The organism is Rhodoligotrophos defluvii, from assembly GCF_005281615.1.
Taxonomy (GTDB): Bacteria; Pseudomonadota; Alphaproteobacteria; order Rhizobiales; family Im1; genus Rhodoligotrophos; species Rhodoligotrophos defluvii.
Genome location: NZ_SZZM01000005.1, coordinates 144655 through 170291 on the forward strand (window position 1 = coordinate 144655; position 25637 = coordinate 170291).

Here is a 25637-nt window from a genome sequence, read left to right on the forward strand (position 1 = left end):
AATGGCGCCTCGTCTCATCATAGCACAGGTTCCTAACCTGATCATGAGACGCTGCCCCATATTACGAAAGCCGGGCCCGGGAAAAAAGCTTGTCCTGAGACTTGTCTCAGAGATCGCCATGCAGGCGCGGTGCCGCACGCCCAGCCGGTGCGTCCAGAACCTCGACCATGAAGCCTTGGTCCTCGATCGCGCGGATGATCTCGTCGGCATGGGTTGCGTCCCGCGTTTCGATCATCACCTCAAGATCGGCCCGCTTGGCCGGAACTTCAAGGAACATGCGGCGATGCCACACCTCCAGGATATTCGCCCCGTGCTGGCCGATGAGCGAGGCGATCCTGCCGAGAATGCCGGGCCGGTCGTCGATCTCGATGCGCAGCGAGACGATGCGGCGGTCGCGGCTCAGCTCGCGATAGATGAGCGAGGCAAGGATCCGCCGGTCGATATTGCCGCCGCACAGGATGAGGCCCACCTTGCGGCCGGCGAAGGCGGCGGGATGATCGATCAGGGCTGCGAGCCCGGCCGCGCCGGCGCCTTCCGCCACGACCCGCTGATGGATGAGGAAGGCGTTCACCGCCTGCTCGATGCGCGTTTCGCTGACCAGCCGGATGTCGTCGACCAGCGCCCGGCAGTACTCCACCGTCCGCTCCGCAACGTTCTTGACCGCGATGCCTTCCGCCAGGGTGGCGCCGCCGCAATGGGCTGGCTCGCCCCGCAACGCGCTGTACATCGAAGGGTAGAGCGCCGCCTCGACGCCAACGATGCGGATTTCGGGCTTGAGCGCCTTGGCCGCGATGGCATTGCCCGAAATCAGGCCGCCACCGCCGATCGGGATGACGAGGGTGTCGAGATCAGGCTGCGCGGCGAGCATTTCGAGCGCGACGGTGCCCTGGCCGGCGATGATGCGGTCGTCATCGTAAGGGTGCACCAGGGTCAGGTTGCGCTCCGCGATGATCTCCATGGTGCGCTGCTGGCTCTCCGCCAGGGTCTCCCCCGCGAGCACGATGTCCGCGCCATGGGCCCGGGTGCGTTCGACCTTGGTGAAAGGGGTGGTGACTGGCATGACGATGGTGGCCGGGATCCCTAAGCGCTTGGCGTGATAGGCCACCGACTGGGCATGGTTGCCGGCCGACATGGCGACGACGCCTCTGGCCTTTTCCGCTTCCGAGAGGCTTGCCAGCTTCACGAAGGCGCCGCGGTCCTTGAAGGAATTCGTCACCTGGAGATTCTCCAGCTTGACGAAGACCTCCGCTCCGGTCAGGTCTGACAGCTTCGGAGCGGCAAGCAGCGGCGTGCGGACGATTTCGCCTTCGAGGAGCGCGTTCGCCTGCTGGATATCTTGGAGCGTCACAACCATCGAAGGGGCCTCGCGTGGGCTGTTCTTGAGAAGTTACCGGACCATGATCTGCGGTTGACGCCGTTTTGCCCACTTGAGAATCGGCAACCGCATCGTTGAGAGCGACAGGGAGACACGAAAATGGGTGAGAAGGTGGCATGGCTGGGATTGGGCGTAATGGGCTATCCCATGGCCGGGTATCTCATAAAAGCAGGTCACGACGTCACCGTCTATAATCGCACGGCGGCCAAGGCGGAGAAATGGGTCGCCCAATATGGTGGCCGCGCGGCGCCCACGCCGGCCCAAGCCGCGCGCGATGCGGAGTTCGTGTTTGCCTGCGTCGGCAATGACGACGACCTGCGCGCCGTGGTCACCGGCGACGAGGGGGCCTTTGCCGCCATGAAGCCTGGCAGCATCTTCATCGATCATACCACCGCCTCGGCGGATGTCGCACGCGAGCTTCATGGCCTCGGCAAGGCGCGGGGCGTCGGATTTCTCGACGCGCCGGTCTCCGGCGGGCAAGCAGGCGCGGAGAACGGCACCCTGACGGTGATGGCGGGGGGCGACGGCGATGTCTACGCCAGGGCCGAGCCGCTGATCGCCTGCTTCTCCAGGATGCGCCGGCTGCTCGGCCCGTCGGGTGCGGGCCAGCTTGCCAAGATGGTGAACCAGATCTGCATCGCCGGACTGGTGCAGGCCCTGGCCGAGGGCTTGCATTTCGGCAGGAAGGCCGGCCTCGACATGGAGGCGGTGATCGAGGTCATTTCCAAGGGTGCCGCCCAGTCCTGGCAGATGGAGAACCGCTACAAGACCATGCTCGCCGGTACCTTCGACTTCGGCTTCGCCGTGGACTGGATGCGCAAGGACCTTGCCATCTGCCTGGCCGAGGCTCGGCGCACCGGCGCCCATCTGCCGGTCACCGCCCTCGTGGACCAGTTCTATTCCGAGGTGCAGACGATGGGCGGCCAGCGCTGGGACACCTCCAGCCTCATCGCGCGGTTGGAGCGATGAGTGAGTGCATTGCGCGTGCCCAGAAGGTGTTGACACCGAAAAACTAGTCGTCATGCCCCGGCTCTGACCGGGGCATCCAGGGCCACACGGCACGGGCGTTCCGCTCGGCCCCTGGATTGCCGCGTCAAGCGCGGCAATGACGGAAGTGGCTGAATTTAAACTCCATCGTCATGCCCCGGCTCTGACCGGGGCATCCAGGGCCACACGGCGAGAGAGCTGTTTCTCAATAGTTGAGCTGGTCGTACAAGTCGCGCCATTGTGGGTTGCTGCGCTCGATGAGTGCTAACTTCCACGCACGCGGCCACCGCTTAAGAGCTTTCTCTCGTCGAATAGCAATCCGAATGTCGTCGAATGTCTCATAGAAGACGAGACGGCTCACCTTATAGCGGGTGGTGAACTGCGAACCCGACTCCCGGCGATGCTGTCCGATGCGCGCGGGCAGATCTGCGGTCACGCCGACATAAAGCGTACCGTTTCGTGAGCTCGCCAGAATGTAGACATAGCCCCCCGGCATTGTCTCAGGATGACCGAAGAGTATGGCTCGTCAAGGAGCTTTTCGGGCTACTGACGCAGGCGTTCTCCCTGGCCGCCCGTGGATTGCCGTGCCAAGCGCGGCAATGACTCAAGTCATTGACGTGCTGAGCGGGGCTGCTGCTTCCTCAGACGCGCTCCGCCTTGAGGCGGCGGGCCGCGTCCATGGCGAAATAGGTGAGGATGCCGTCGGCGCCGGCGCGCTTGAACGCCATCAAGGTCTCCAGCACCACCCGGTCCGCATCCAGCCAGCCATTGTCGCAGGCGCCTTTGAGCATCGCATACTCGCCCGACACCTGATAGGCGAAGGTCGGCACCCCGAAGGTACTCTTGACCCGATGGATGACGTCCAAATAGGGCAGGCCGGGTTTCACCATGACCATGTCGGCGCCCTCTTCGAGATCCATGCGCACTTCGCGCAGCGCCTCATCGGTGTTGGCCGGATCCATCTGATAACTGCGCTTGTCGCCCTTCAGCGCGCCCGACGAACCCACCGCATCGCGGAAAGGTCCGTAATAGCCCGAGGCATATTTGGCGGCATAAGCCATGATCTGCACATTCTTGTGCCCATGGGCCTCCAGCGCCGCGCGGATGGCGCCTACCCGCCCATCCATCATGTCCGAGGGAGCGATGATGTCGCAGCCCGCCTCGGCCTGGACCAGCGCCTGCTGCACCAGCACCTCGACGGTCTCATCGTTGAGGATCTCGAAGCCTTCGACCAGCCCGTCATGGCCATGGCTCGTATAGGGGTCGAGGGCGACATCGCAGAGGATGCCCAGCTCGGGCACCTCCCGCTTGATGGCCCGTACGGCGGAACAGACGAGATTTTCGGGGTTGAATGCCTCGCGCCCGTCGGCCGTGCGCAGCGACGGATCCGTATAGGGGAACAGCGCGATGACCGGGACGCCGAGATTGGCCGCCGCCTCGGCCGCGCGCACCGCACGGTCGATCGAGAGGCGGGCGACCCCGGGCATCGAGGGCACCGGCTGCTCGGCATCGCGGCCGCCGGTCACGAAGATCGGCCAGATCAGATCATCGACCGAGAGGGTATGTTCGCGCGTCAGCCGCCTGGTCCATTCCGCCTTGCGATTGCGGCGCAGCCGTGTGGCCGGATAGCCCGCCTGCGGCATTTCCGCCGCCGGGCTCGGCATGGCGCGCGCATGCCGCAGCGATGCAGGTTTTCCTTCCCAGCCGGCCATCGGCAAGCTCCAGTCCATTGTTGTTTGCTGGCACATTAGGCCAGCCCACATTCGACGTCGACTAATTCAATGTCGCATCTGCATCGTCACTCGCAAATGAGATAGCGGCCGCCGCGCGCCAGATCGAAATGGAAGTGGTAGGCATGGGCAGCATTGGATCCCGGGCCCAGCACGGTCGAGAAATAGCGGCAGGCCCCCGCGCGCACGCCGGCGAGAAACGCCGCCGCGTTAACCTCTTGCCCGGCTTTGGCCAGCGGCGGCGCGTCCATGACGGGCACCTTGCGGCCGGAAGAGAAGGTGAAAGCGCCTACATCGAAAGCGGCCGCATAAGCATGCTCGCTCATCTTGCCTGTGGCCGCCCCGTTGCGCCGGCGGCAGACATAGGCACTGGCATTCGCGATCGCAGCGACCGGCTCGCCCATGCTCTTGGCAGCTTCCGGCTGGACGGAACGCACGATCCATGTGTGCAGCGCAGCCGTTATCTTGCAGGTCAAGGTGGCGGCGGGCGCAATGCTCACCCCGGCGACGCGCGTCACTTCGATGGGAGCGGGGGCACCGCATCCGCCGGGTGCGCCCAGCGGCGCAAGCGGCTTGTAGTCCAGATCCAGCCCCGACAGCAGAGAGCCGCATTCCGCCTTGGCGGCGGCAATCTCCGCGTCTGACCAGGCTCTAGGGGCAGGTTCCTCCGTGACCGGCGGCCGCGGCACCGGCGCCATTTCGGGTGCGGAGGGCGGGTGAACCGGCTTTTCCCGCGGCCGGACTGGTGCGGTTTCCTCGAGCGTCTTCGGGTTGGGCGCCGGTTTGGGCACGGGAACATGCGCCCAATGCGCCTCGGCCGGCGAGGCGGGCGCGTGGGGCACCTCAGGCTTCGGCTTGGGGACTGGCCGATCCTCTGCAGCCACGGCCGAACCGGCTAGAAGCACCAGCAGAGCCGCAGCCGGGACACTTGTCTGGCGGGCGGAAGAGGGCAGGGCTGTTCCTCCTTTTGACGTCAAGTGTCGCCGCCGGCGATCCCAGGCCTTGACCAGCTGCGTCACCACTTCTATCCGTCGAAGATAATACCGAACGAGAGGCTGGATTGGCTGCCGCAGTCCAAGAATTTTACCAGGGAAGGGCAGAATGGATTTCGAGCTCAGCGAAGAGCAGCGCGCGTTCAAGGAGGTCGCGGCCGGCTTTGCCGCCGAGCACATCGCCCCCTATGCCGACGAATGGGACGAAAAGCACATCTTTCCCCGTGACGTTCTGGTGAAGGCAGCCGAGCTCGGCTTCGGTGGCCTTTACGTGCGCGAGGACGTGGGGGGCTCCGGGCTGACCCGGCTCGATGCGGCCATCATCTTCGAGGAGCTCGCCAAGGCCTGCCCCTCCACGGCCGCCTTCATTTCCATTCACAACATGGCCGCCTGGATGATCGACCGGTTCGGCACTGACGAGCAGCGTCACCGGCTGCTGCCCAAGCTGGTGACCATGGAAATGATCGCCAGCTACTGCCTCACCGAGCCGAGCTCCGGATCGGATGCGGCGTCCCTGCGCACCCGGGCGGTGAAGGACGGCAACGCGACCTACCGGGTCACTGGCGGCAAGGCCTTCATCTCGGGGGGCGGCGCCTCGGACCTCTACGTCACCATGGCGAGGACTGGCGGCGAAGGACCATCCGGCATCTCCTGCCTTGCGATCCCCAAGGATACGCCGGGCCTGTCGTTCGGCGCCCAGGAGAAGAAACTCGGCTGGCATAGCCAGCCGACCGCCGCGGTGCTGTTCGACGACGCGCAGGTCTCGGCGGAGAACCTGATCGGCAACGAGGGCCAGGGCTTTGCCATCGCCATGGCCGGACTCGATGGCGGCCGCCTCAATATCGGTGCCTGCTCGCTCGGCGCGGCCCAAGCCTGTCTCAACAAGGCGATCACATATCTCAATGAGCGCAAGCAGTTCGGCAGGCCGTTGGCCGAGTTCCAGGCCCTGCAGTTCCGCATCGCCGATATGGCGACCGAGCTCGAGGCGGCACGGCTCCTGCTGCACAAGGCGGCCATCAAGGTGACGGAGAAGGCGCCGGATGCCACCCTCTATGCGGCCATGGCCAAGCGCAAGGCGACGGACGTGGGTTTCGACGTGGTCAACGAGGCCCTGCAGCTGCATGGCGGCTACGGTTATCTCCGCGACTTCGGCATCGAGCGGTATTTACGCGATTTGCGTGTCCACCAGATCCTGGAGGGTACCAACGAGATCATGCGGGTGGTCATATCCCGCAAGCTGTTGAAGGGGTAAGCGAAGGTGAGCGGGGAAGCGGACGTTCTGTTCGAGGAAATTGGGCTGGCGGGGGTGATCACGCTCAACCGCCCCAAGGCGCTCAATGCGCTGACCCTGGACATGGTGCGCGAGATCCGTCCCAAGCTGAAGGCCTGGGCTGGGGATCCGCGGATCGCGCGCGTCATCATCAGGGCGGCGGGAGACCGCGCCTTCTGCGCCGGCGGCGACATCCGCGCGCTGCACGACTGGGGGCGGGCACGAGCGCCGGAGTTCCTGGACTTCTATCGCGAGGAATATCAGCTCAACGCCTTCATCAAGCACTTTCCCAAGCCGTATATCGCGCTGCTCGACGGCATCACCATGGGCGGCGGTGTGGGCCTTTCCGTTCACGGCAGCCACAGGGTCGCCACGGAGCGGCTGACTTTCGCCATGCCCGAGACCGGCATCGGCCTGTTTCCGGATGTCGGCGGCACTTATTTCCTGCCGCGTTGTCCGGGGGCGGTCGGCATGTATCTCGGCCTGACCGGTGCGCGCATCAAGGCGGCTGACGCGCTCAATGCTGGCATTGCGACGCATGCGGCTGCCTCGGCCGACCTGCCGGCGTTGCTCGAGCGGCTGACCGAGGCCACCGATGTCGAGGACGCCCTTGCCGCCTATGCCCGGCCGCCGGCAGAGGCGCCGCTGGCGGCGATGCGCGACAGCATCGATCGCCACTTCCGCGGCGACAGCGTCGAGGCGATCCTCGCGAGCCTCGAAAGCGACCCGGGCGAGTGGGCCCAGCAAAATGCGCGAGCCCTGCGGGGCAAGTCGCCCACCAGCCTCAAGATCGCCCACCGCCAGCTTAAGGAGGGTGCCAAGCTCGGGTTCGACGACTGCATGCGGCTGGAATACCGGCTGGTGAACCGGGTGTTCGAGGGGCACGACTTCTATGAAGGCGTGCGGGCGGTGATCATCGACAAGGACCAGGAGCCGAAATGGCAGCCCGCATCCCTGGCCGAAGTGTCTCCGGCCATGGTCGATGCATATTTCGCGCCCTTGCCAGCCGAGTTGCCGCTCTAGGCTTGGCAGACGTTATCGGTTGACCTTCACGTCAGTGACGCCTTGGCTCGGCTGCAGGAACACGAAGGCCGCGTTGATCGTCTGCCCGCCCTTCTGAATGGCCGAGGTGATGGACGTGCGCAAAAGCTGGCCCAGCCAGACATTGGTCACGTTCACGTCGATGACCTTGCAGGTGGCGGGCACGACGCGCCAGATGACCTTCTGCGAGGGCCGCCCGCCGAGGAAGATCAGGGTCGTCTCCACATTGACCGATTCGCCCTGCGGCTTTGCGCCGGTCACCTTCAAGTCGCTCGCGCGGAACTTGCGGTAGTTGTCGGCAAGGGTCTGGGCGATGAAGCGCTCAACCAGCCTCACATATTCCTGCTGGCGGTCGGGTGTCAGCAGCCTCCGGTACTGGCCCAGCGCAAACAATGCGATTTGCTGGGTATCGGCATGCTTGTCGACCACGGCGTAGAAGGCCTGCGCCGTGCCGCTCTGGGCGGCCTGGAGCGTGTCGGCGCCGATGCGCTGAACGCAGGCGGCTGCATCCTGCGCCCGTGCGGCGCCGGCCGCAGCCATCGCCACCCCGATCGTGAGCACGACAGCGAGTGTGTGCAGGAGCTTCCGGCTGCATCCTCCCAACACGCTCGTATCATTGCGATTCATCAGATTACCCCTCAAGTCAACGGTGCGCCGCACGCACCCGTGATGATCCGCCCCTGCCGAGCGTGCAGGTCTATAGGAATTTCGAGCCAAAAAAAAGAGCGGCCGTTGAAGGCCGCTCAACAATCCGAGAGGATCTAAAGACTATTTCTTCAGGAAGTTGATCAGCGAGGTCATGTCGCCATTGTTTTGGCTGATCACCGACACGAAGCTTTGCTGGGTGAGCCCCGCGAGCCACACGCCCTGGACATTGACATCGAAGATCTTGTAGCCGCCGCCCGATTTCACCAGACGCCACAGCACCGGCATAGCCGGACGGCCGTCGCTGAACTCGACCTGGCTGGTCACGATCACGCTGTCCGAGCGCGATTGTGATCCCGTGATGTTGAGCTTCGAACCGCTGATCTTGTTGGCGTTCGCCAAGAACACATTGGCGATATAGCCTTCGAACAGCCGGTAATATTCCTGCCGCTGGTTTGCCGGAAGTCGGCTGCGGTAGCGCCCCAGGCTGTAATTGGCGATGGTGGGGATATCCGCGCTGCGGCGCATGACAGCGCGGAACTGGCTTTCGGAGCCGGCGCGGGCCGCGGCCAGCACTGCGTCGCCTATGGAGGCCACGAACTGTTCGGCGCGGGGATCGGCCAGGGCCGCAGCAGGGTCGTGAACGAAGACTGCAGCAGCCAGGAGGCCGGTGCCCACCGCGCTGAGGAAGGCCCTTCGGGAAACAGCTGCCGAGGAGGTTGTCATATGCGAAGTCCTTTCAGGCATGCGATCTTGTTAGATCTCAGATCTCGGGGGTCATTCCGAAACATCTGGAATATCGGGAAGTTCCTCGATATCAACCCGGCCGTTGCGAATTTCCGCCTCCCTATACTGAAAGTAGAGCTCGCGCACGGCAGCATAATAGTCAGGGGACGTCTGGCGCAGACTTTCGATTTGGTCAAGAGCAGATTCACGCGATGCGACTGTCTGCATCATGGTCGGCGACAGGCTTTCGATGGTCGCCGCGTCCATGAGCAGCCATGTGGTCGGATTGACGGCGGCATCGACCGCGCGCCCGACCATGTGCCGCAACGTCGTCGGCCCGAACAGAGGCAGCACGATATAGGGCCCGGCCTTGATACCGTAGACCGCCAAGGTCTGGTCGAAATCCTCGCTATGCCTTGGGAACCCGTTCTGGCCTGCGACGTCCAGCAATCCGCCGACACCGACGGTCGAATTGATCGCGAACCGCACGAGCGTGATCTGTGCCCGCTTGCCTTCGCCCTGCAGGACGTCATTCAGAAGGGTCACCGGCGAGGCCGCATTGGCCAGCACATTGGCTATGCCCTGGCGGAGATGGGTCGGCACGATGAGGCGATAGGCTTGCGCCGTGGGCTTCAGCACGGTCACGTCTAGCACATCGTTCACCGTGAACATCACGCGGTTGAATGCCTCCAGCCGGTCATCGAAACGCCGCAGGGCCGCGTCCTCTGCCTCGGGAGGTCCGAGGTCGCCAGCCGGATTGACCGTCGCATCATGGCCGACCACCGGCTCGGGCTCGGTAAGCGCCCGCACGGCAGCCTCCAGCTCCGCATCGTAATAGCTGGCGGACACGATGGAAGATTGCGCCTTGGCAACCGGCGCGGCGTGGCCGAACCCTCCTATGATGAGTGCCACAGCAAGGCTTCCATGCACGTATCTCATGATGATGTCGTCCCCGTCCTGCCCCTCAATGTAGGCTGCCGCTGCGGCGATCACCGGCGAGCAAGATATGACCACGAATTCTGATCAGAAGCCTAAACCAATCTTTGCGGCGGCAATCTGGCGAGCTGCCCGACTGCCGTACCGGTCATAAGGCAAACAGGCCTATGACTGAAGGGAGCCATTGCCACCATATAAAGATATGTTTATATGTTCCATATAACCAGCAGCGGAAAGAAGCCATGGCCGAAGATAGCAGAACCGAACAGCTCCTGGCAGCGCTGCGCGCCGTGGCCGAATCCAGCCGTCTGAGGCTGCTCTTCATCATTTCCCATGGCGAGTTCAATGTGACCGAGCTGACCCAGATCCTCGGCCAGAGCCAGCCGCGCGTCAGCCGCCACCTGAAACTGCTCGTGGATGCGCGGCTGATCGAGCGGCACCGGGAAGGCAGCTGGGTGCTGTTCCGCCTGGCCGACCGGGATCATCCCGAGCGCGACCTCGGCGGCGCGCTGGCGCGCATGATCGCCGACCTGCTGCCGGCCGATGACCCGGTGCTGGCGCGCGACCTGGCGCGGCTCGAGGCGGTGCGGGCAGAGCGGGCTGCCGCCGCATCGGCCTATTTCCGGGCCATCGCGGGAGAATGGGACCGAATCCGCTCGCTGCATGTATCCGAGCAGCGGGTGGAAGACGAGATGCGGCGCATTCTCGGGCCCGAGCCGGTCGACACCCTGCTCGATATCGGCACGGGCACCGGCCGCATCCTGGAGCTGCTCGCACCCCAGGCGCGGCAGGGCATCGGCATCGACATGAGCCGCGAGATGCTGGCCCTGGCCCGCGCCAGGTTGGATGCTGCGGGGCTCAAGCATTGTCAGATCCGCCAGGGCGACATCTACCATCTGCCTTATGCCAGCGGCTCGATCGATGTGGTCACGATCCACCAGGTGCTGCATTTCCTGGACGAGCCCGAACGTGCGCTCGCGGAGGCGGTCCGCGTGCTCAAGCCGGAAGGGCGGCTGCTGGTGGTCGACTTCGCGCCCCATGAGCTCGAATTCCTGCGCGAGACGCAGGCCCATCGCCGTTTGGGCATTTCCACGCAGCAATTCGCGAGCTGGTGTCATCACCTCGGCCTGGAGCACGTGGAGGCGAAAACGCTGCCGCCGCCACCGGAAATAGAGCAGGGATTGACCGTGACCATCTGGCTGGCCCGTGGGCAGGCGCCAGCCGAGCCGTCGCTGGGCGCCGCCGGCGAGATCGGCCAGCCCGGCGACCAGCGCCAAGCAAACAGCGTGGGCGTGGATTGAGCAAGGACGTGACCAATGCAGCATCACCCGTCTTCCAGCGAAACCCCGGCCGCACAGCATGCGATCGACCTCTCCTTCGAGCTCTTTCCCGCGCGAACCCCGGAGGCCGAGACCGCCTTGCACGAGACGGTGGATCAGCTTTCCCGTCTCAAGCCGCGCTTCATGTCGGTGACCTATGGCGCGGGCGGCACCACCCAGGACCGCACGCTGGGAATGCTCCAGCACTTGGTGAATGCCAAAGTGCCCGCGGCGGGCCACCTCACCTGTGTCGGCGCGCCCCGTTCGGCGGTCAACGAGATGGTAGGGCGTTATCTGCAGGCCGGCGTGCGCCATATCGTGGCGTTGCGCGGTGATCCCCAGGGCGGGCTCGACCAGCCCTTCGTGCCGCATCCCGAGGGCTACGCCAATGCGGCGGCCCTGGTGAAAGGCATCCGCGCGATCACCGAGATCGAGATCTCGGTTGCCGCCTATCCGGAAAAGCATCCGCAGTCGCCCGATATCGCCACCGATCTCGACATGCTGCGCGCCAAGGTGGACAACGGCGCCAACCGGGCGATCACCCAGTTCTTCTTCGACAACGACCTTTTCTACCGCTATCTCGACCGGGTGCGGGCGCGCGGCATTACCGTGCCCGTGGTTCCCGGCATCATGCCCATTGTGAGCTTCGCTCGGATCCGCAGTTTCGCCGAGAAATGCGGCGCGACCGTTCCCACCAGACTGGCAGACCGCTTTTCAGGTTGCGACAATGACCCCGAACGGCACATGGCCGTTGCTGCCGAGGTGGCAGCCGAGCAGGTTACTGCCCTGCGGGAACAAGGGGTTCGTCAGTTCCACTTCTACACCCTCAACCGTGCGGATCTCGTCTTTGCCATCTGTGCGCTGCTGGGCATCGAAGGCGCGGCAGCGAAGCGCTGTGCGGCTTGAGCCGACGGTCAATTTCACGCTTGCCAGGGCGCCACGGCTGCATTAGTCGCAAAGCACGAGCCGTTTTCGTGTGAACAAAGTCCCAGCCGCGTGTTGACCCGCGACATTCCTGGCAACCCGACCGTGAGCAGCTATGACTGGCGCGGCTTTCCCGTCGGCATGCGCGCCCTGTTCGGGATACCGGGCCTGGTGATGATATCGTCGTTCCTCGGGTTTGGTGCGTTCGTGCGCAGCCTCGGGCTGCAGGTCGATCTCGGCTGGTACACGACCCTGTTCATCTGGGCGCTGCCGGGACAGGTGGTCTTCCTCACCATGCTGGCTCAGGGCGCGGGGCTCATCGCGATTGCTCTCGCTGTCACCCTCACCGCCGTGCGGCTCCTGCCCATGGTCATGCTGGTCCTGTCGAAGTCGCGTTTGGAGGGGCAGCCGCGCTGGCCGGAATATCTCGCGGCTCATCTGATCGCCATCACGCTGTGGGTCATTGCAGACCGGTCGCTGGATCGTGTGCCGCGCGAGCAGCGCCTGCCATGGGTGATGGGGATTGGGACAGCCATGATCCTCGCCATGCTGATGACGCTGACGGCGGGTTTCTATCTCTCTGAAGCCCTTCCACCCCTGGTGGCCATCGCCCTCGTCTTCATGACGCCGACGTTCTTCGGCCTTTCGCTGGTGGGCGGGGCGAGCTACGCCTTCGACTACCTCGCCATAGGGCTCGCAGCCGCGCTGACCCCGGTGGGCATGATCTATTTCCCGCAGGTCGACCTGCTGTTTGCCGGCGTTGTGGGCGGGCTCGCAGCCTTTCTTCTCCTCCATCCGCGGCGGAGGCGCCGGCGCTGATCATGACGGTCCACAGTGTTCCAGATTGGCTTCTGGTGCTGCTCATTGGCGGGATGAGCACTTATTGCTGGCGGCTCGCGGGTGTCGTGCTGGTGCGGCGACTCGACCCTCACGGCTCGGCGCTGATGCTGGTGCGCGCCATCGCCACCGGCCTGGTCGCCGCCCTCGTCACCAAGCTGATGATCCAGCCGCCCGGCGTGCTCGCCACCACCGACATCGCCAACCGCTTCATCGCGCTCGGGATAGGACTGGCGCTGATGGTGACCCTCAGGCGCCATCAGCCGCTGGCCATCGTGGCGGCGCTGCTCACTCTGGTCTGCCTGGAGGCGATCGGCCTGCGCCTGACCTGAAGGATCAGGCGCCGTCCAACGCGGCTTTCAGCCTGGCCGCATGGGCCTTCAGCACCTCCGGGTCGGCCATCCCGCTGCCATGGGGCTTGAGTGCGACACCGCTATGCCGCGGCAGCACATGCACATGGGTGTGGAACACCATCTGTCCGCCGGCGCTCTCGTTGAACTGCTGGACGGTGACCCCCTCGGCGTTGAAGGCGCGCATGGCCGCGCGGGCAACCTTCTGCACCGTTGCCATCACCGCCGCCAGATCCTCGGGCGCGATGTCGAGAATGTTGCGTGAGGGCGCCTTGGGCAGCACGAGCGCATGCCCGTCCGTGCGCGGCATGATGTCCATGAAGCAGATGGTTTTCTCGTCCTCATAGACCTTGTGGCAGGGCATCTCGCCCCGCAGGATCTTGGCGAAGATGTTGTTGGGATCATAGGCGGTCATGCGGTGATCTCCCCGAAACGCGCTCCGCCTTAACAGACCCACCAAAGAGCTCCCGTCAAGTCCCTTGCCGGAATGGGGAGAACTCGCAGAGCACGTGGCTCATCTCGTCCACATGCCGCCGCTCCCGTTCGAGGTAATCGGCCACCGCCCGGGCGAAGGCTCTATCCGCGATGTAGTGTGCCGACCAGGTCGTGTGCGGCAGGTAGCCCCGCGCCAGCTTGTGCTCGCCCTGCGCGCCGGCTTCCACCCGCGCGAGGCCCCGGTCGATGGCGAACGCGATCGCCTGATAATAGCAGGTCTCGAAATGGAGAAAGGGCAGGTGCTCGATGGCGCCCCAGTAGCGGCCATAGAGCGTGTCCGAGCCGATGAAGTTCAGCGCGCCCGCGATATAGCGGCCTGCGCGCTTGCACATCACCAGCAGGATATCGTTGGCCATGGCCTCTGAGACCAGGCTGAAGAAACGGCGGTTCAGATAAGGCCGCCCCCATTTGCGCGAGCCCGTGTCCATGTAGAACGCGAAGAATGCATCCCAGTGCGCCTCGGTGAGATCGCGGCCGGTGACCCACTCGATCGTCACGCCGGGGGCGACCGCCTGCTGCCGCTCCTTGCGCAGGGTCTTGCGCTTGCGCGACTGCAGCGCGGCAAGGAAGTCATCGAAGGTGCGATACCCCTCGTTCAACCAGTGGAACTGCTGGTCGCTCCGCATGAGCAGCCCGAGCCCGGCAAGGGTCGACCGGTCCTGCTCGGAGAGGAAGGTGAAATGGGCCGACGAGAGCCTGCCGCGGCGTACGAGCTCCATGGCCCCGGCCACCAGCGCCTGGCGTCGCGCCTCTGCATCGGGCACGTCGGGCACCAGCAGGCGCGGCCCCGTCGCCGGGGTGAAGGGCACGCTCACCTGCAGCTTGGGGTAATAGCGCCCGCCGGCGCGCTCATAGGCATCGGCCCAGCCGTGATCGAACACATATTCGCCCTGGCTGTGGCTCTTGAGGTAGCACGGCATGCAGCCGGCAATCTCACCATCCGAGCCGCGCAGCACCAAGTGCCGCGGCAGCCAGCCCGCCTCGGCCCCGACGCTGCCGGACGCCTCCAGCGCCTTCAGAAAGGCATGAGAGACGAAGGGATTATATGGCCGCCCGGGCGGGTTGGCGCAGGCATCCCACTGGGCTGGCGCGATATCGGCAATCGCGCTCTCGACGCTGATCACCCGTTCTGCTGGGTCGCCCATGCTGCTGTCCGGACCGGTCACGGTTCTGCAAGATCGGGAGGGAGCCAGCCCGTTTCAACCCCGGCTACCAGGCTCACGGACGAAAACCTTCGAAGATCATCTGGTCCGCAAACAGAGCGGCTTGCCGCCGGTCGCTGGCCGTCCGCACCGTCCAGGTCAGCACCGGGCGGTGGTGGCGGCGCGCCCAGCGGGTGAGCGGCGAGGGCAGGGAGCGCACGTGGTGGGCCAGGAAATCGGGTTGGAGCCGGTCGAGAATAGCCGGCGTGCTCACGGCGCGGCGGCGCCTCACAGAGAGATGCTCGCCGTCGGTCACCTGGCCGTCCCTGCCGCAGGTGAAGCCGCGCGGCGTGTTCGGCGTGTAATGGGCCAGCGCCGCCACGCTGTCCGGATCGAACGACATGACCGCCACCGGGCCGACATAGCCGGCGAGAACTTGCGCCACGCGCTTCTCCAGGGGACCGCAGCCATCCCACAGGCTTTTCAGCTCGAGCACCAGGGTTGTCCGACCCGCGACCTGGTCCAGCAGCTCGCCGAGGGTCTGGATGCGGTCCTCGGAGCCGGTGATCGCGAGCTTCTTCAGCTCTTGGAGCGTATGGGCCACGACCGCGCCGCGGCCATTGGTCAGCCGGTCGAGCGTGGCGTCGTGGAAGACGATGGCCTCGCCGTCGCCGGTGCGCTGCAGGTCGACCTCGATGCCATAGCCATTGGCGATGGCGGCCGCCACCGCCGAGGCCGTGTTCTCGATGACGCCGGAGGCGCGGTCATGCAGCCCCCGATGGGCGACGGGGCGCGCCACCAGCCACGACAGATGCTGCGCCCCGGCCGACCCGCGCATGGGCTTACGCGATCTCGAACACCGCGTCGATTTCAACGGCGGTATTGGCGGGCAGCGAGCCGGCGCCGAGCGCGAAGCGCGCGTGCCGGCCCTTGTCGCCCAGGACCTCCACCATCAGATCGGAAGCCCCATTGATCACCTTGGGATGGTCGGTGAATTCGGGCACCGCATTCACGAAGCCGCCGAGCTTCACGCAGCGCTTCACGCGGTCGAGATTGCCGCCGCAGGCCGCCTTCACCTGGGCGAGGATGTTAATGGCGCACCAGCGCGCCGCTTCCGCGCCCTGCTCCAAGGTAAGCTCGCGGCCCACCTTGCCGATATAGTCGAGCTTGCCGTTCTTGAACGGCACTTGGCCGGACACGAACACGAGATTGCCGGTGATGACATAGCCCACGTAATTGGCCACGGGTGCGGCCGGTTCGGGCAGTGTGATGCCGAGCTGCTGAAGTTTGGCGTCGATCTGACCCATGATGATGCAATCTCCGTTACGCTAGGGGTTGAGGACTTGGCACGGGCGGGCCGACCAGGAGGTCCCTGGGCTGCTCGCCCTTGAAGAAGGCGTCGAGATTATCAACCGCACGATGGCCCATGGCGTTGCGCGTTTCGAGGGTGGCGCTGCCCAGATGCGGCAACAGGAACACGTTCTCAAGATCGCGGTACCGGGGGTCGATATCGGGCTCGCCCTTGAATACATCGAGGCCGGCGCCGGCGAGCTTGCCGCTCTCGAGCGCTGCGATCAACGCATCATCGTCGATGATCTCCCCCCGGGCGGTGTTCACGATGATGGCCTTTTCCGGCAGCAGGCCGATGCGGCGCCGATCGATCGCACCGCGCGTTTCAGGGGTTGAGGCGCAGTTCACCGACAGGAAATCGCAATGGGGCAGCATGTCATCGAGAACAGCGTGGAAATGGTAGCCATGCTCACGGTCGGAAGTAAGCCGCGTGCGACTGTGATAGTGGATCTCCATGTCGAAGGCGCGGGCACGCTTGGCCACCGCCTGGCCGATCCGCCCCATGCCAAAAATACCCAGCCGCTTGCCCGTGACTTGGATGCCCAGCGGCTTGGTGGGTGCCCAGCGCGCCCAGCGCCGCTCGCGCACCATGCGCTCGCCCCAATAGGCGCCGCGGGCGGCACCCAGCATCAGCAGCATGGCGATGTCAGCGGTGGCATCCGTCAGCACGTCCGGCGTATTGGTCACCACGATGGCGCGGCGCTGGGCGGCGGCGATGTCGATGTGATCATAGCCCACCGAGAAGGTGGCGATGATGCGGATCGTTCCCGGCAGGGCCTCAATCACCTCGGCCGTGAGCTTGTCCACGGGCGTGACCAGCAGGCCGTCGCATTCCGCCGCACCCGCGATAAGGCCCTCGGCGTCATAGCTCACGTCCTCCGGGGTGAACCGGGCGTCATAATGGGTGGCGAGCCTTGCTTCCACCTCGGCCGGGAGCTTTTGTGATATGAAAACTTTCGCAAGTGGCGATCGCGCGGCCATTGCAGTCTTGCCTCAATTCTGGAAGAGCATAGTGAGGAGGCCAGATCCGGCGGAAGTCGACGGCGCCATTGGACGCGGTATGCAAGGATTGTCAACGATGCGTTCAGCTGCAACCAGAATAAGCCTACTGATCCTGCTGGCACTGACAGGCGACGCTTCGGCATCGCCCGCGGCGGTCCCGCAGCTTGCGGCTCACCGGGCAGTCTACAGCCTTTCTCTGGCTCATGCCGAAACCAAGGCCGGCCTCAACGATGTGCAAGGCAAGCTCGTGCTGGAGGTTGCCGGGTCCGCCTGCGAGGGCTGGACATCGAACATGCGGGTGGTCAATCGGCTCGACTCCCGTACCGGCAAGGTCAGCCTGCTCGACACCCGTTCGAGCTCGTGGGAGTCGGGCCCCGGGGACAGTATGGAATTCACCACCCAGCGCTTCGTCAACGGAGAGCAGGAACTCGATCTGCGAGGCCGCGCCGAACATGGCGAGAACGGCGGTGTCGTGAGGCTGGAGCTGCCGCAGCCCTCCGAGACCGAGCTTCCCGCCGGCACCGTTTTCCCGGTGGAGCACACCCGGCGGATCCTTGCGGCCGCCCTGAACGGGAACAAGCGCGACTCGACCATGGTCTATGATGGCAACGAGGACCAGCAGGTGCTGACCGCCATCACCTTCATCGGCAATCGCAACGCGCCGAACACGGTGGAGGTCAAGACCGAGGCCAAGGGCGCGGCGGAGCTACCCAAGCTCGCCTCCTGGCCGGTGACCATCGGCTACTTCAAGAATACGCCCGACCCGGATGCGGACGGCGAGCAGATGCCGGAGCACCAGGTGAGCTTCACCATGTTCGAGAACTCGGTCGCCACCGACCTGATCCTCGACTATGGCGACTTCACCCTGAAGGGCGACCTCATCCAGCTCGATTTTCTCCCGCAGGACGGCTGCCCCACCCGTTGACCGGGTTTAGAGCATGATCCCGAAAAGTGGATACCGGTTTTCGGAAAAGATCATGCTCAAGCAAAGGGTCTAGCGGATCGCCGCCTCATGGGCGCTTGGCGGCTCTGAGCGCAAGTCCTTTGTTGACGGCGGCAGCGCCGAACTTGGCCCGCAGCTTGTCCAAGGCGCGCTCCGCCTCCGCCTGTCGGGTAGCGGCCGGATCCAGCGCCCTCACCGGGTCGGCTTCGGAACCGGGGGTGAGGTCTGAGATGCCGACGCCCAGCAGCCGGAAGGCCGGACCCGCAGCCGCCTGCTTGAGCAGTGGCCGCGCCGCCTGAAAGATGCGGATCGCGAGCTGGGTCGGCTCGGAGAGCCGGGCATTGCGGGTGCGGATCTTGAAATCGGTCGTCTTGAGCTTGAGCACCACGGTGCGGCCGCCGAGATCGGATGCCTTCGCCCGTTGCGAGACCCGCTCGCACATCCGCCACAGGATCGGCTCCAGCGCCGCGAAATCCGCGATGTCCTCGTTGAACGTGGTTTCGCTGCTCACGCTCTTGACCTCGCCCCGCGGCTCCACCACCCGGTTGTCCTGCCCGCGCGCCAGGTGATAAAGCCGGCTGCCAATGCTGCCATAGCGCCGCATGAGCTCGGAAAGCTCCATGGTCTGCAGCCGGCCGATGCTGCGGATCCCGTCCTTGGCGAGCCGCGCCTGCATCGCCTTGCCAACGCCCCAGATCAGGCTCACGGGCTTTTCCGCGAGGAAGCTCATGGTCTCGGTCCGGCCGATGACGGAGAAGCCGCGTGGCTTGTCGAGGTCGGAGGCCACCTTGGCCAGGAACTTATTATGCGAGAGACCGATGGACACGGTGATGCCGAGTTCGTCCTCGATGCGCCGCGCAAGCCGTGCCAGGGCCACGGCCGGGCTGTGGCCGTGCAGCCGTGCGGTGCCGCTGAGATCGAGGAAAGCCTCGTCGATCGACAGGGGCTGCACCAAGGGGGTGAGCGCCTGCATGAAACCGCGGACCGCCCGGCCCACCTCGACATATTTCTGCATGTTGGGGCGAATCACCACCGCGTCCGGGCACAGCCTGAGCGCCTTGAACATGGGCATGGCCGAGTGAACCCCGGAAATCCGCGCGATATAGCAGGCGGTGGACACCACCCCGCGCCTGCCGCCGCCCACGATGACCGGCTTGTCGCGCAAGGAGGGGTCATCGCGCTTCTCGATGGCCGCATAGAAGGCGTCGCAATCGATATGGGCAATGGCGAGCCCATGCAGCTCCGGATGGTGCAGGACTCGCGGGCTGCCGCACGCCCGGCAACGCCGATCCTGCGCCGGCACGCCGCTGAAACAGTCGCGGCAAAGGCCTGCCGCGCCGCCCCGCCTTTCCATCAGCCCAGCCATGGAAGCTACCGACCTTCGCCTGCCCGGTCATGATTCTAGGCTGCCGGCGGCAGTACGGCAATCGCCGCCGATGAGGGCGGTGATCCGTCAGCTATCCCACAGCCGCGCCGCACCTCTGCCGCCGCTGTCGGCGCCATGCCGGGGCGGCAGGATCAGCACATCGCCGTAGTCCGAGAACAGGTGCGGCGTGACCGCCCGCGGGACCATCGCATAGATCTCCTCGATCTCCGACAGGCCGCCGCCCAGCACGATTAGATCGGGATCGAGCATGTCGGTCACGACAGCGAGGGCGCGGGCGAGCCGGTCGCAATAGCGCGCGAGGCTGGCCTGTGCGGCGGGCTCACCCCGCCTGGCCGCGACGACGATGGCGCGCGCGTCCGATCGTTGGCCGGTGACCCGCTCATGATCGGCTGCAAAGCCAGGCCCGGAGAGCCAGGTCTCCAGGCAGCCGCGCCGGCCGCACCAGCATTCGGGACCGGGAAATTCGTCGGCCTTTGGCCAGGGCAGGGGCGTATGGCCCCATTCCCCGGCGATGCCATGGCGGCCCTCCAGGATGCTGCCGTCGACCACGACCCCCGCGCCGCATCCGGTGCCGATGATGACGCCGAACACGCAGCGGAAGCCCTGTCCCGCGCCGTCTGCGGCTTCCGACAGGGCAAAGCAGTTGGCGTCATTGGCGAAGCGGATTTCCCGGGCAAGGATACGGCAGAGATCGGCGCCGAAAGGCCGGTCATTGAGCCAGGTCGAATTGGCGTTGCGCACCCGGCCAGTACGCGGGGAGAGCGAGCCCGGCATGCCGATGCCGACCATGCCGCGGGTGCCGACCTGAGCCTCGATCGCAGCCACCATGTCAGCGATTTCGCGCAGGGTGGCGCCGTAATCGAAACGCGGGGTGGGGCGCCGCAAGGTGATGATTGACCGGCCGGTTTCATCGAGAGCGAACGCGGCGATCTTGGTTCCGCCGAGATCGATCCCGATCCGCAGCCGGCCCGGGCTCACCGGTCGAGCCCTTCAACCTCGATCAGGCGGGCGATGTGGTCGGCCGTCTCGTTCCAATTGTCCGACCGCAGCGAAATGCCTTCGATCAGAGCACAATGGCGGCTGAAGCGCGGATCCTGCATGAAGTGCACCACATGCACCTCCGGCAGCGTCTGGCACACCGAGGCCACATTGGTCGGCGTGTCGTCGATGAAGATCACCGGCGCCTGGGACGCCGCCGTGATCTGCTGCATGGCCGGTCCCTTCGGGCCCTCGTTGACCACGATTGGGTAGGGCATGCCGAGCGCGCGCAGATTGCGCTGCCGGTCCGCGTAATAGGCCTGCGGCAGGTTGGTCAGCATCACCACATCGGCGATTTCGCTCAAATGCCGCAAGCTCTTGGAGGCATTCTCGATTTCCTCGAACTCGGCCGTGCGCGCGGCCAGAAACTCCCGGAAGTGATGGGAGAGCTCCTCGGTGCTGATGGGCTGGCCGTCGGACCTGCGCTTCACGTTGCCGTTGAGGGCGAAGCTGGCCGGATCGAGCCAGCAGTCATGCTCGTCGAGCCACGCCTCGAAGGCGCGCAGGAAATGCACGACCACCTCGTCGACGTCGCAGACGATCAACGGCTTATGATGGGCGAGGGTGAGGGCAGCGATTTGCTGTTGTGTCTCAGGAGAAATGGTCATCGATCAATCAGAAACTGGAGCACCGGGCAGGCGAACGCGCGCCACCCCGGGTAGGTTCGGGTCAACGTTCTCAGCCGCACAGAAGGCCAGCAGAAGAATTTCGTCACCCAAGAGATAGTCAAGAACCGCGCCAAGAAAAGCGGGGTCTTTCACCTGCGTCCTGATCTCGGCCGGCCCAAGGCCGGTCAGAGCGAGGAAGCGGCCGAACCGCTCGGGTTCCGCCGCCAAAAAGGCGACCGCGCGCAGGGCCAAGGCCTCCGCCTCCTCCCCACTCATGACTGGCTTTCGCATGCGATTTGTGCTTCAAAGCGGCCTGATTTGGCGTTTAACAGCTAATAACCCCGGGACTGTATAATGCATCCCACGGCAGTGAAAGGCACAACGCTTTTCGCTTCGGCGTCTTTCCGGGGTGTTCAAAGAAAGCCGCTGTCGCACGTCAAAGCCAAGCCCCGGCGTTGACGAGGAGTTTGGAGAGGCGGATGGCCAAAACGGTTCTCATCGTCGAGGACAACGAGTTGAACATGAAACTGTTCAACGACCTGTTGGAAGCGCATGGCTACCGGACACTGCAGACGCGCGACGGTCTCTCCGCACTCGATATTGCCCGCGAACACCAGCCCGACCTCATCCTGATGGACATCCAGCTACCGGAAGTCTCAGGTCTGGAAGTAACGAAATGGCTAAAAGAAGATGACAATCTGCGGCGAATTCCTGTCATCGCCGTGACCGCCTTTGCCATGAAAGGGGACGAGGAAAGGATTCGCGAAGGCGGTTGTGAAGCCTATATTTCGAAGCCAATATCGGTTAATGGATTTCTTGCGACCATCGATAGCTTTTTGAAGGACGGGGAATGACCGCTCGGGTGCTCGTCGTCGATGATGTCCGCGCGAATGTCAAACTGCTCGAAGCAAAGCTGACGGCAGAATATTTCGAGACGCTGACCGCCATGAGCGGCGTTCAGGCTCTTGAGATGGTTGAACGGTATGCGCCGGACATCGTCCTGCTCGATGTCATGATGCCCAGCATGGATGGCATCGAGGTTTGCCAGCGTCTCAAGGCCAATCCACGCTCCAGACATATTCCCGTCATCATGGTCACCGCCCTTGATCAGCCCGAAGACAGGGTGCGGGGCCTGGCGGCCGGGGCGGACGATTTTCTCACCAAGCCGGTCGACGACACGGCCCTGTTCTCGCGGCTGCGCAATCTGGTCCGGCTGAAGATGCTCACTGACGAGCTGATGGCACGTGCGGCCACCAGCGAGCGGATGGGCTTCATCGACGGAAGCTTCGCGCATGTGCTGGACCGTCCCGGCGAGGTCTTGTTGGTCGACGACAGTGGACTGCTCGCAGGTCGCATCAGCCAGGGACTGGCAGGCCATCATCGGGTCACACTGGTACAGGCACCCCAGGAGGCGGTGAACAGGGCAGCCTCCGGCGCCTTCGACCTGGTCATGGTCAACCTGGACCAGCGCGAGTTTGACGGCCTGAGGCTTTGCTCACAACTGCGCTCCCTCACGGCCACCCGCAATCTGCCGATCCTCGTGGTGCATGGACCCGACGACGGCAGCCGTATTCTGCGCGCTCTCGACATGGGCGTGAACGACTACCTCACGCGCCCCATCGACACCAACGAGCTGCTGGCCCGCGTCAATACCCAAGTCCGGCGCTGGCGCTATACGGAGAGCTTGCGCCGCGGCCTGCAGCGCTCGATGGAAATGGCCATCACCGATGAACTTACCGGCTTCTTCAACCGCCGCTATATGGAAACGCATCTGAGCACGCTCATCGAGAAATCGCTGCACCGGGCACGGCCGTCGAGCGTGCTGGCCATCGACATCGATTATTTCAAATCCATCAACGACACGTTCGGCCATGACGCTGGCGACATGATCCTGCGCGAATGCGCGGTCCGCCTGCGCAGCGCCATCCGCAATCTCGACCTGCCGTGCCGGGTGGGTGGTGAAGAATTCATCGTCATCCTGCCCGATACGCCGGAAGCCGTTGCCCGAAACATTGCCGAGCGGTTGCGGCGATCGATCGGCCAGACCCCCTTCTTCATTGGCGAGGGCAGGATCCCGGTGGCGATCACCGTGTCGATCGGGGTTGCCGGCCTCAATACCCCGGAGGACACCCCCGAGCTCCTGCTGAAGCGCGCCGACCAGGCGCTTTATGAAGCCAAACGCAGCGGGCGCGATCGGGTCATGTGCAGCGCGGCCTGAGCCCTCCTGATCGGAATTAAGCTTAACGGTTTACGAAAGCCGGCTGTTTCTGTTGAACAGCTGGGCGGGGTTGCCACACCTTCCGACCATACAGGCCAGCAGATGCGCCTGGCGACTTCAACGAGTTAACGCGAGGCGTCAGGACCGCCGCAACACCTGACGATCTCGCGTCGGCCGGCCTCGACGCGGTTTGGAGTGGCCTCCTCGAATTACCGTCTCGGGCCGGCCATCCCGCCGCCTGTTCCCGCAACTAGTCCGATCGGACCAGGACATAGGAACCCGGGGCGTCCTCGATCGGCTTCAGCGGACCATCGCCAGGCTGCCGCGCCGCAAGCTTGGGCCCCCCATGGGCCGCGAGCCATGCCGCCCAGTCCGGCCACCAGGAGCCCTTGTGCTCCGTGGCATTCGCAAGCCATTCCTCCGGGTTGTCCGCATCCTGGTCGCTGATCCAGTAGGAATATCGGCCGGCATCCGGCGGATTGATCACCCCAGCGATGTGGCCCGACCCGGCCACGACGAGGCGGGTTGTGCCGCCGAAGGATCGACCCACCCGGAAGACGGAAGGGAGCGGCGCGATATGGTCCTCGCGCGCCGCCAAGTTGTAGATGGGGATGTTCACCTCGGAGAGATCGAGCCGCACGCCTGCCAACATCAACTCGCCCTTCGACAACCGGTTGTTCAGATAGCATTCCCGCAGGAGATAGCTGTGCAGCGCGGCCGGCATGCGGGTGGCATCCGCATTCCAATAGAGCATGTCGAACGGGGCCGGGTCCCGACCGAGCAGATAGTTGCTCACCACATAGGACCAGAAGAGATCGTTCGCCCGCAGGATGTTGAAGGTGTTGAACATCTTGGAGCCGTCGAGATAGCCCTTCTCGGCCATGGTCCGCTCCAGCGCCGCGATCTGCTGCTCCTCGATGAACACCAGGAGATCGCCCGCTTTCTCGAAATCCACCTGCGTGGCCAGCAGGGTGGCGGAGCGGACGCGCTCGTCGCCCTTGGCCCTCATATAGGCAAGCGTTGCCGAGAGCAGGGTGCCACCGCCGCAATAGCCGAGTGCGTTGAGGTCATCCTCGCCCGTGGCGTGAAGAACCGCGTCGACCGCTGCCAGAACCCCCTCCTGCATGTAGTCGGCAAAGGTCTTGTCGGCGAGACGCTCGTCCGGGTTGACCCAGGAGATGACGAACACGGTCAACCCTTGCGCGACGGCCCAGCGTATGAACGACTTCTGCGCCGTGAGATCGAGCACGTAGAACTTGTTGATCCAGGGCGGCACGATCAGCAGCGGCCGCTTGAACACCTGATCCGTGCTCGGCGCGTATTGAATGAGCTGGATGATATCGTTCTGAAAAATCACCTTCCCCGGCGTGGTGGCGAGGTTGCGCCCCACGACGAAGGCATCGAGATCGGTCTGGCGAATGCGCAGCTCGCCCTTGCCGGCCGCGACGTCCTCGCCGAACCGGCGCATGCCCTCCACAAGGTTGCGCCCGTTGCTCTCGAGCGTGGCCCGCAGCACTTTCGGATTGGTGAGCGGAAAATTGGTCGGCGCCAGTGCGTTCAGCATCTGATCCACGAAGAACGCCGCCCGCCGGCGTGCCGGCTCGTCGAGATCGCTGGCATTGGCCACCACCTCCGCCGCCCAGCGCGAGGTGGTCAAATAGGCGTTTTTCACGAAGCTGAAGGCGGGATTTTCATCCCATTCGGCATCTCTGAAGCGGCGGTCGCCCGGGAGTGGGTCTGCGGCCGGTTCGGCTCGGGCGCCGAGAGCCTGCTGCGCGGCCCTCTGCCAGACCTCCGAATAACCTTGCCACAGCTTGAGCTGCGCCTCCGCCAGCTTTTGCGGATGGGCAAGATAGCTTCGCGCCAGGTCCTGGAACGCATTGGCGACAACAGGGAGATCGGATGCCATGTCAACAGCAGCCGGCCTCTTGCTGGCCTGCTGGACCATGATCTCGGCAGCCTGCTGCATCACCTGCGCCATGTTCTGCATGAACTGCACAGGATCACTAAGCCCTCCCGGTCGGGACGGGGTATCGGAATTGTCGGTCATTGGGCGCTTCTTCGTTCGTATTTTACTCATATGTAAGCTGTCGCGACGGGAGCGCAAACGGCATCGATCGCTCGTGGCGACGATTCTCGGTCGCTCGCACCGGCTCTCTCCGCCTTCGTCGTTGCAATATTCCTGCCTTCCTTGAAATGCGGCCGCTTTCCCGCCATAAGGACGGTCGCCTGTTGTGCCCCGCGCCAGCAACGGCGCACCGACGGAGACACCGCAAGGGTGTCAGCCGCATGACGACAGGGTGGTCATGTCAGTAAAAAGGC

At 64.6% G+C, this 25637-nt stretch carries 27 protein-coding genes; 10 read left to right on the forward strand and 17 right to left on the reverse strand.

All coding sequences use genetic code 11. The features are described 5' to 3' along the window. Positions 1-106: 106 nt before the first annotated feature. A complete protein-coding gene (locus E4P09_RS19760) occupies positions 107-1354 on the reverse strand; it encodes a threonine ammonia-lyase (RefSeq protein ID WP_137391360.1) in 1248 nt (415 codons plus the stop codon). A 120-nt stretch (positions 1355-1474) separates the two neighbouring features. Between E4P09_RS19760 and E4P09_RS19765 the strand changes: the two genes are divergently transcribed. Then, positions 1475-2344, forward strand: a complete 870-nt coding sequence (locus tag E4P09_RS19765) for an NAD(P)-dependent oxidoreductase (protein ID WP_137391361.1) — start codon at positions 1475-1477, stop codon at positions 2342-2344. Between the two features lie 223 nt (positions 2345-2567). Here E4P09_RS19765 and E4P09_RS19770 read toward each other — a convergent pair whose 3' ends face one another. The 3 genes from E4P09_RS19770 to E4P09_RS19780 all read right to left on the reverse strand — a co-directional run bounded on the left by E4P09_RS19770 (position 2568) and on the right by E4P09_RS19780 (position 4976). Then, positions 2568-2858: a GIY-YIG nuclease family protein gene (locus tag E4P09_RS19770; protein WP_137391362.1), complete on the reverse strand. Its 291-nt coding sequence runs from the start codon at positions 2856-2858 to the stop codon at positions 2568-2570. 145 nt (positions 2859-3003) lie between these two features. Then, complete coding sequence (hemB, locus tag E4P09_RS19775; protein WP_428977735.1) at positions 3004-4026, reverse strand: porphobilinogen synthase; 1023 nt, start codon at positions 4024-4026, stop codon at positions 3004-3006. Between the two features lie 134 nt (positions 4027-4160). Next, complete coding sequence (locus tag E4P09_RS19780) at positions 4161-4976, reverse strand: extensin-like domain-containing protein (RefSeq protein ID WP_170984518.1); 816 nt, start codon at positions 4974-4976, stop codon at positions 4161-4163. A gap of 217 nt (positions 4977-5193) precedes the next feature. Between E4P09_RS19780 and E4P09_RS19785 the strand changes: the two genes are divergently transcribed. Further along, a complete protein-coding gene (locus E4P09_RS19785; protein WP_137391364.1) occupies positions 5194-6336 on the forward strand; it encodes an acyl-CoA dehydrogenase family protein in 1143 nt (380 codons plus the stop codon). A 6-nt stretch (positions 6337-6342) separates the two neighbouring features. Next, entirely contained in the window at positions 6343-7377 is a 1035-nt protein-coding gene (locus tag E4P09_RS19790) for an enoyl-CoA hydratase/isomerase family protein (protein WP_137391365.1), read from the forward strand. Between the two features lie 12 nt (positions 7378-7389). Here the strand turns inward: E4P09_RS19790 and E4P09_RS19795 are convergent, their stop codons facing one another. From E4P09_RS19795 to E4P09_RS19805, 3 genes are all read right to left on the reverse strand, one after another. Next, entirely contained in the window at positions 7390-8022 is a 633-nt protein-coding gene (locus E4P09_RS19795; RefSeq protein ID WP_137391366.1) for a Tgt2/MlaC family protein, read from the reverse strand. A gap of 141 nt (positions 8023-8163) precedes the next feature. Then, positions 8164-8766, reverse strand: a complete 603-nt coding sequence (locus tag E4P09_RS19800; protein WP_170984519.1) for an MlaC/ttg2D family ABC transporter substrate-binding protein — start codon at positions 8764-8766, stop codon at positions 8164-8166. Positions 8767-8817: 51 nt separating this feature from the next. Further along, the gene (locus E4P09_RS19805; RefSeq protein ID WP_137391368.1) at positions 8818-9705 is read right to left on the reverse strand and encodes an MlaA family lipoprotein; all 888 of its coding nucleotides are present in this window, start codon (positions 9703-9705) and stop codon (positions 8818-8820) included. Between the two features lie 239 nt (positions 9706-9944). Here E4P09_RS19805 and E4P09_RS19810 point away from each other — a divergent pair, with 239 nt between their 5' ends. The 4 genes from E4P09_RS19810 (at position 9945) to E4P09_RS19825 (ending at position 13114) form a co-directional block, all read left to right on the forward strand. Beyond that, positions 9945-11003 carry an ArsR/SmtB family transcription factor gene (locus tag E4P09_RS19810; protein WP_137391369.1) on the forward strand — a complete coding sequence of 353 codons (1059 nt, stop codon included), beginning with the start codon at positions 9945-9947 and terminating at the stop codon, positions 11001-11003. 15 nt (positions 11004-11018) lie between these two features. Beyond that, entirely contained in the window at positions 11019-11927 is a 909-nt protein-coding gene (metF, locus tag E4P09_RS19815; RefSeq protein WP_137391370.1) for a methylenetetrahydrofolate reductase [NAD(P)H], read from the forward strand. 123 nt (positions 11928-12050) lie between these two features. Beyond that, complete coding sequence (locus tag E4P09_RS19820) at positions 12051-12764, forward strand: AzlC family ABC transporter permease (protein WP_137391371.1); 714 nt, start codon at positions 12051-12053, stop codon at positions 12762-12764. Between the two features lie 2 nt (positions 12765-12766). After that, positions 12767-13114, forward strand: coding sequence for an AzlD domain-containing protein (locus E4P09_RS19825; protein ID WP_137391372.1), 348 nt, complete (start codon positions 12767-12769; stop codon positions 13112-13114). Between the two features lie 4 nt (positions 13115-13118). On the opposite strand, the gene E4P09_RS19830 is transcribed toward E4P09_RS19825, so the two are convergent. The 5 genes from E4P09_RS19830 to E4P09_RS19850 all read right to left on the reverse strand — a co-directional run bounded on the left by E4P09_RS19830 (position 13119) and on the right by E4P09_RS19850 (position 17100). Then, positions 13119-13547 carry an HIT family protein gene (locus tag E4P09_RS19830; protein WP_137391373.1) on the reverse strand — a complete coding sequence of 143 codons (429 nt, stop codon included), beginning with the start codon at positions 13545-13547 and terminating at the stop codon, positions 13119-13121. A 55-nt stretch (positions 13548-13602) separates the two neighbouring features. Continuing rightward, on the reverse strand, positions 13603-14772 hold the full coding sequence (locus tag E4P09_RS19835) for a GNAT family N-acetyltransferase (RefSeq protein ID WP_137391374.1): 1170 nt from the start codon (positions 14770-14772) through the stop codon (positions 13603-13605). A 73-nt stretch (positions 14773-14845) separates the two neighbouring features. Then, complete coding sequence (locus E4P09_RS19840; RefSeq protein WP_137391375.1) at positions 14846-15607, reverse strand: glycerophosphodiester phosphodiesterase family protein; 762 nt, start codon at positions 15605-15607, stop codon at positions 14846-14848. A 4-nt stretch (positions 15608-15611) separates the two neighbouring features. After that, positions 15612-16076: a RidA family protein gene (locus E4P09_RS19845; RefSeq protein ID WP_428977731.1), complete on the reverse strand. Its 465-nt coding sequence runs from the start codon at positions 16074-16076 to the stop codon at positions 15612-15614. 16 nt (positions 16077-16092) lie between these two features. Next, positions 16093-17100: a 2-hydroxyacid dehydrogenase gene (locus E4P09_RS19850; RefSeq protein WP_137391377.1), complete on the reverse strand. Its 1008-nt coding sequence runs from the start codon at positions 17098-17100 to the stop codon at positions 16093-16095. 97 nt (positions 17101-17197) lie between these two features. Between E4P09_RS19850 and E4P09_RS19855 the strand changes: the two genes are divergently transcribed. Continuing rightward, positions 17198-18046 carry a cell envelope integrity EipB family protein gene (locus tag E4P09_RS19855; protein WP_170984520.1) on the forward strand — a complete coding sequence of 283 codons (849 nt, stop codon included), beginning with the start codon at positions 17198-17200 and terminating at the stop codon, positions 18044-18046. Positions 18047-18131: 85 nt separating this feature from the next. Here E4P09_RS19855 and E4P09_RS19860 read toward each other — a convergent pair whose 3' ends face one another. The 4 genes from E4P09_RS19860 to E4P09_RS19875 all read right to left on the reverse strand — a co-directional run bounded on the left by E4P09_RS19860 (position 18132) and on the right by E4P09_RS19875 (position 21388). Next, complete coding sequence (locus E4P09_RS19860; RefSeq protein WP_170984521.1) at positions 18132-19430, reverse strand: DNA polymerase IV; 1299 nt, start codon at positions 19428-19430, stop codon at positions 18132-18134. 87 nt (positions 19431-19517) lie between these two features. Next, positions 19518-20429, reverse strand: coding sequence for an ROK family protein (locus E4P09_RS19865; RefSeq protein ID WP_205042203.1), 912 nt, complete (start codon positions 20427-20429; stop codon positions 19518-19520). Then, complete coding sequence (locus E4P09_RS19870; protein WP_137391379.1) at positions 20426-21097, reverse strand: hypothetical protein; 672 nt, start codon at positions 21095-21097, stop codon at positions 20426-20428. The genes E4P09_RS19865 and E4P09_RS19870 overlap by 4 nt, the downstream gene beginning before the upstream one ends. Positions 21098-21100: 3 nt before the next feature. Beyond that, positions 21101-21388: a DUF3572 domain-containing protein gene (locus E4P09_RS19875; RefSeq protein WP_137391380.1), complete on the reverse strand. Its 288-nt coding sequence runs from the start codon at positions 21386-21388 to the stop codon at positions 21101-21103. Between the two features lie 188 nt (positions 21389-21576). On the opposite strand from E4P09_RS19875, the gene E4P09_RS19880 reads away from it, so the two are divergent. Both E4P09_RS19880 and E4P09_RS19885 read left to right on the forward strand, forming a co-directional pair. Further along, positions 21577-21951 (forward strand): response regulator, encoded by a 375-nt coding sequence (locus E4P09_RS19880; RefSeq protein ID WP_137391381.1) that lies wholly within the window; start codon positions 21577-21579, stop codon positions 21949-21951. Beyond that, positions 21948-23315, forward strand: a complete 1368-nt coding sequence (locus E4P09_RS19885) for a PleD family two-component system response regulator (RefSeq protein ID WP_137391382.1) — start codon at positions 21948-21950, stop codon at positions 23313-23315. The genes E4P09_RS19880 and E4P09_RS19885 overlap by 4 nt, the downstream gene beginning before the upstream one ends. 250 nt (positions 23316-23565) lie before the next feature. On the opposite strand, the gene E4P09_RS19890 is transcribed toward E4P09_RS19885, so the two are convergent. Further along, positions 23566-25365, reverse strand: a complete 1800-nt coding sequence (locus E4P09_RS19890; RefSeq protein WP_137391383.1) for a PHA/PHB synthase family protein — start codon at positions 25363-25365, stop codon at positions 23566-23568. Between the last annotated feature and the right edge of the window lie 272 nt (positions 25366-25637).

Excerpts from the sequence above, each read along its gene's own strand:
- E4P09_RS19785 (WP_137391364.1), top strand. The coding sequence starts at position 5,194 with ATGGATTTCGAGCTCAGCGAAGAGCAGCGCGCGTTCAAGGAGGTCGCG.
- E4P09_RS19760 (WP_137391360.1), bottom strand. The coding sequence starts at position 1,354 with ATGGTTGTGACGCTCCAAGATATCCAGCAGGCGAACGCGCTCCTCGAA.
- E4P09_RS19890 (WP_137391383.1), bottom strand. The coding sequence starts at position 25,365 with ATGACCGACAATTCCGATACCCCGTCCCGACCGGGAGGGCTTAGTGAT.
- E4P09_RS19765 (WP_137391361.1), top strand. The coding sequence starts at position 1,475 with ATGGGTGAGAAGGTGGCATGGCTGGGATTGGGCGTAATGGGCTATCCC.
- E4P09_RS19875 (WP_137391380.1), bottom strand. The coding sequence starts at position 21,388 with ATGCGAAAGCCAGTCATGAGTGGGGAGGAGGCGGAGGCCTTGGCCCTG.
- E4P09_RS19800 (WP_170984519.1), bottom strand. The coding sequence starts at position 8,766 with ATGACAACCTCCTCGGCAGCTGTTTCCCGAAGGGCCTTCCTCAGCGCG.
- metF (WP_137391370.1), top strand. The coding sequence starts at position 11,019 with ATGCAGCATCACCCGTCTTCCAGCGAAACCCCGGCCGCACAGCATGCG.
- E4P09_RS19795 (WP_137391366.1), bottom strand. The coding sequence starts at position 8,022 with ATGAATCGCAATGATACGAGCGTGTTGGGAGGATGCAGCCGGAAGCTC.
- E4P09_RS19850 (WP_137391377.1), bottom strand. The coding sequence starts at position 17,100 with ATGGCCGCGCGATCGCCACTTGCGAAAGTTTTCATATCACAAAAGCTC.
- E4P09_RS19845 (WP_428977731.1), bottom strand. The coding sequence starts at position 16,076 with ATGGGTCAGATCGACGCCAAACTTCAGCAGCTCGGCATCACACTGCCC.
- E4P09_RS19855 (WP_170984520.1), top strand. The coding sequence starts at position 17,198 with ATGCGTTCAGCTGCAACCAGAATAAGCCTACTGATCCTGCTGGCACTG.
- hemB (WP_428977735.1), bottom strand. The coding sequence starts at position 4,026 with ATGCCGAGCCCGGCGGCGGAAATGCCGCAGGCGGGCTATCCGGCCACA.
- E4P09_RS19860 (WP_170984521.1), bottom strand. The coding sequence starts at position 19,430 with ATGGCTGGGCTGATGGAAAGGCGGGGCGGCGCGGCAGGCCTTTGCCGC.
- E4P09_RS19880 (WP_137391381.1), top strand. The coding sequence starts at position 21,577 with ATGGCCAAAACGGTTCTCATCGTCGAGGACAACGAGTTGAACATGAAA.
- E4P09_RS19885 (WP_137391382.1), top strand. The coding sequence starts at position 21,948 with ATGACCGCTCGGGTGCTCGTCGTCGATGATGTCCGCGCGAATGTCAAA.
- E4P09_RS19830 (WP_137391373.1), bottom strand. The coding sequence starts at position 13,547 with ATGACCGCCTATGATCCCAACAACATCTTCGCCAAGATCCTGCGGGGC.
- E4P09_RS19825 (WP_137391372.1), top strand. The coding sequence starts at position 12,767 with ATGACGGTCCACAGTGTTCCAGATTGGCTTCTGGTGCTGCTCATTGGC.
- E4P09_RS19835 (WP_137391374.1), bottom strand. The coding sequence starts at position 14,772 with ATGGGCGACCCAGCAGAACGGGTGATCAGCGTCGAGAGCGCGATTGCC.
- E4P09_RS19770 (WP_137391362.1), bottom strand. The coding sequence starts at position 2,858 with ATGCCGGGGGGCTATGTCTACATTCTGGCGAGCTCACGAAACGGTACG.
- E4P09_RS19840 (WP_137391375.1), bottom strand. The coding sequence starts at position 15,607 with ATGCGCGGGTCGGCCGGGGCGCAGCATCTGTCGTGGCTGGTGGCGCGC.
- E4P09_RS19805 (WP_137391368.1), bottom strand. The coding sequence starts at position 9,705 with ATGAGATACGTGCATGGAAGCCTTGCTGTGGCACTCATCATAGGAGGG.
- E4P09_RS19870 (WP_137391379.1), bottom strand. The coding sequence starts at position 21,097 with ATGACCATTTCTCCTGAGACACAACAGCAAATCGCTGCCCTCACCCTC.
- E4P09_RS19810 (WP_137391369.1), top strand. The coding sequence starts at position 9,945 with ATGGCCGAAGATAGCAGAACCGAACAGCTCCTGGCAGCGCTGCGCGCC.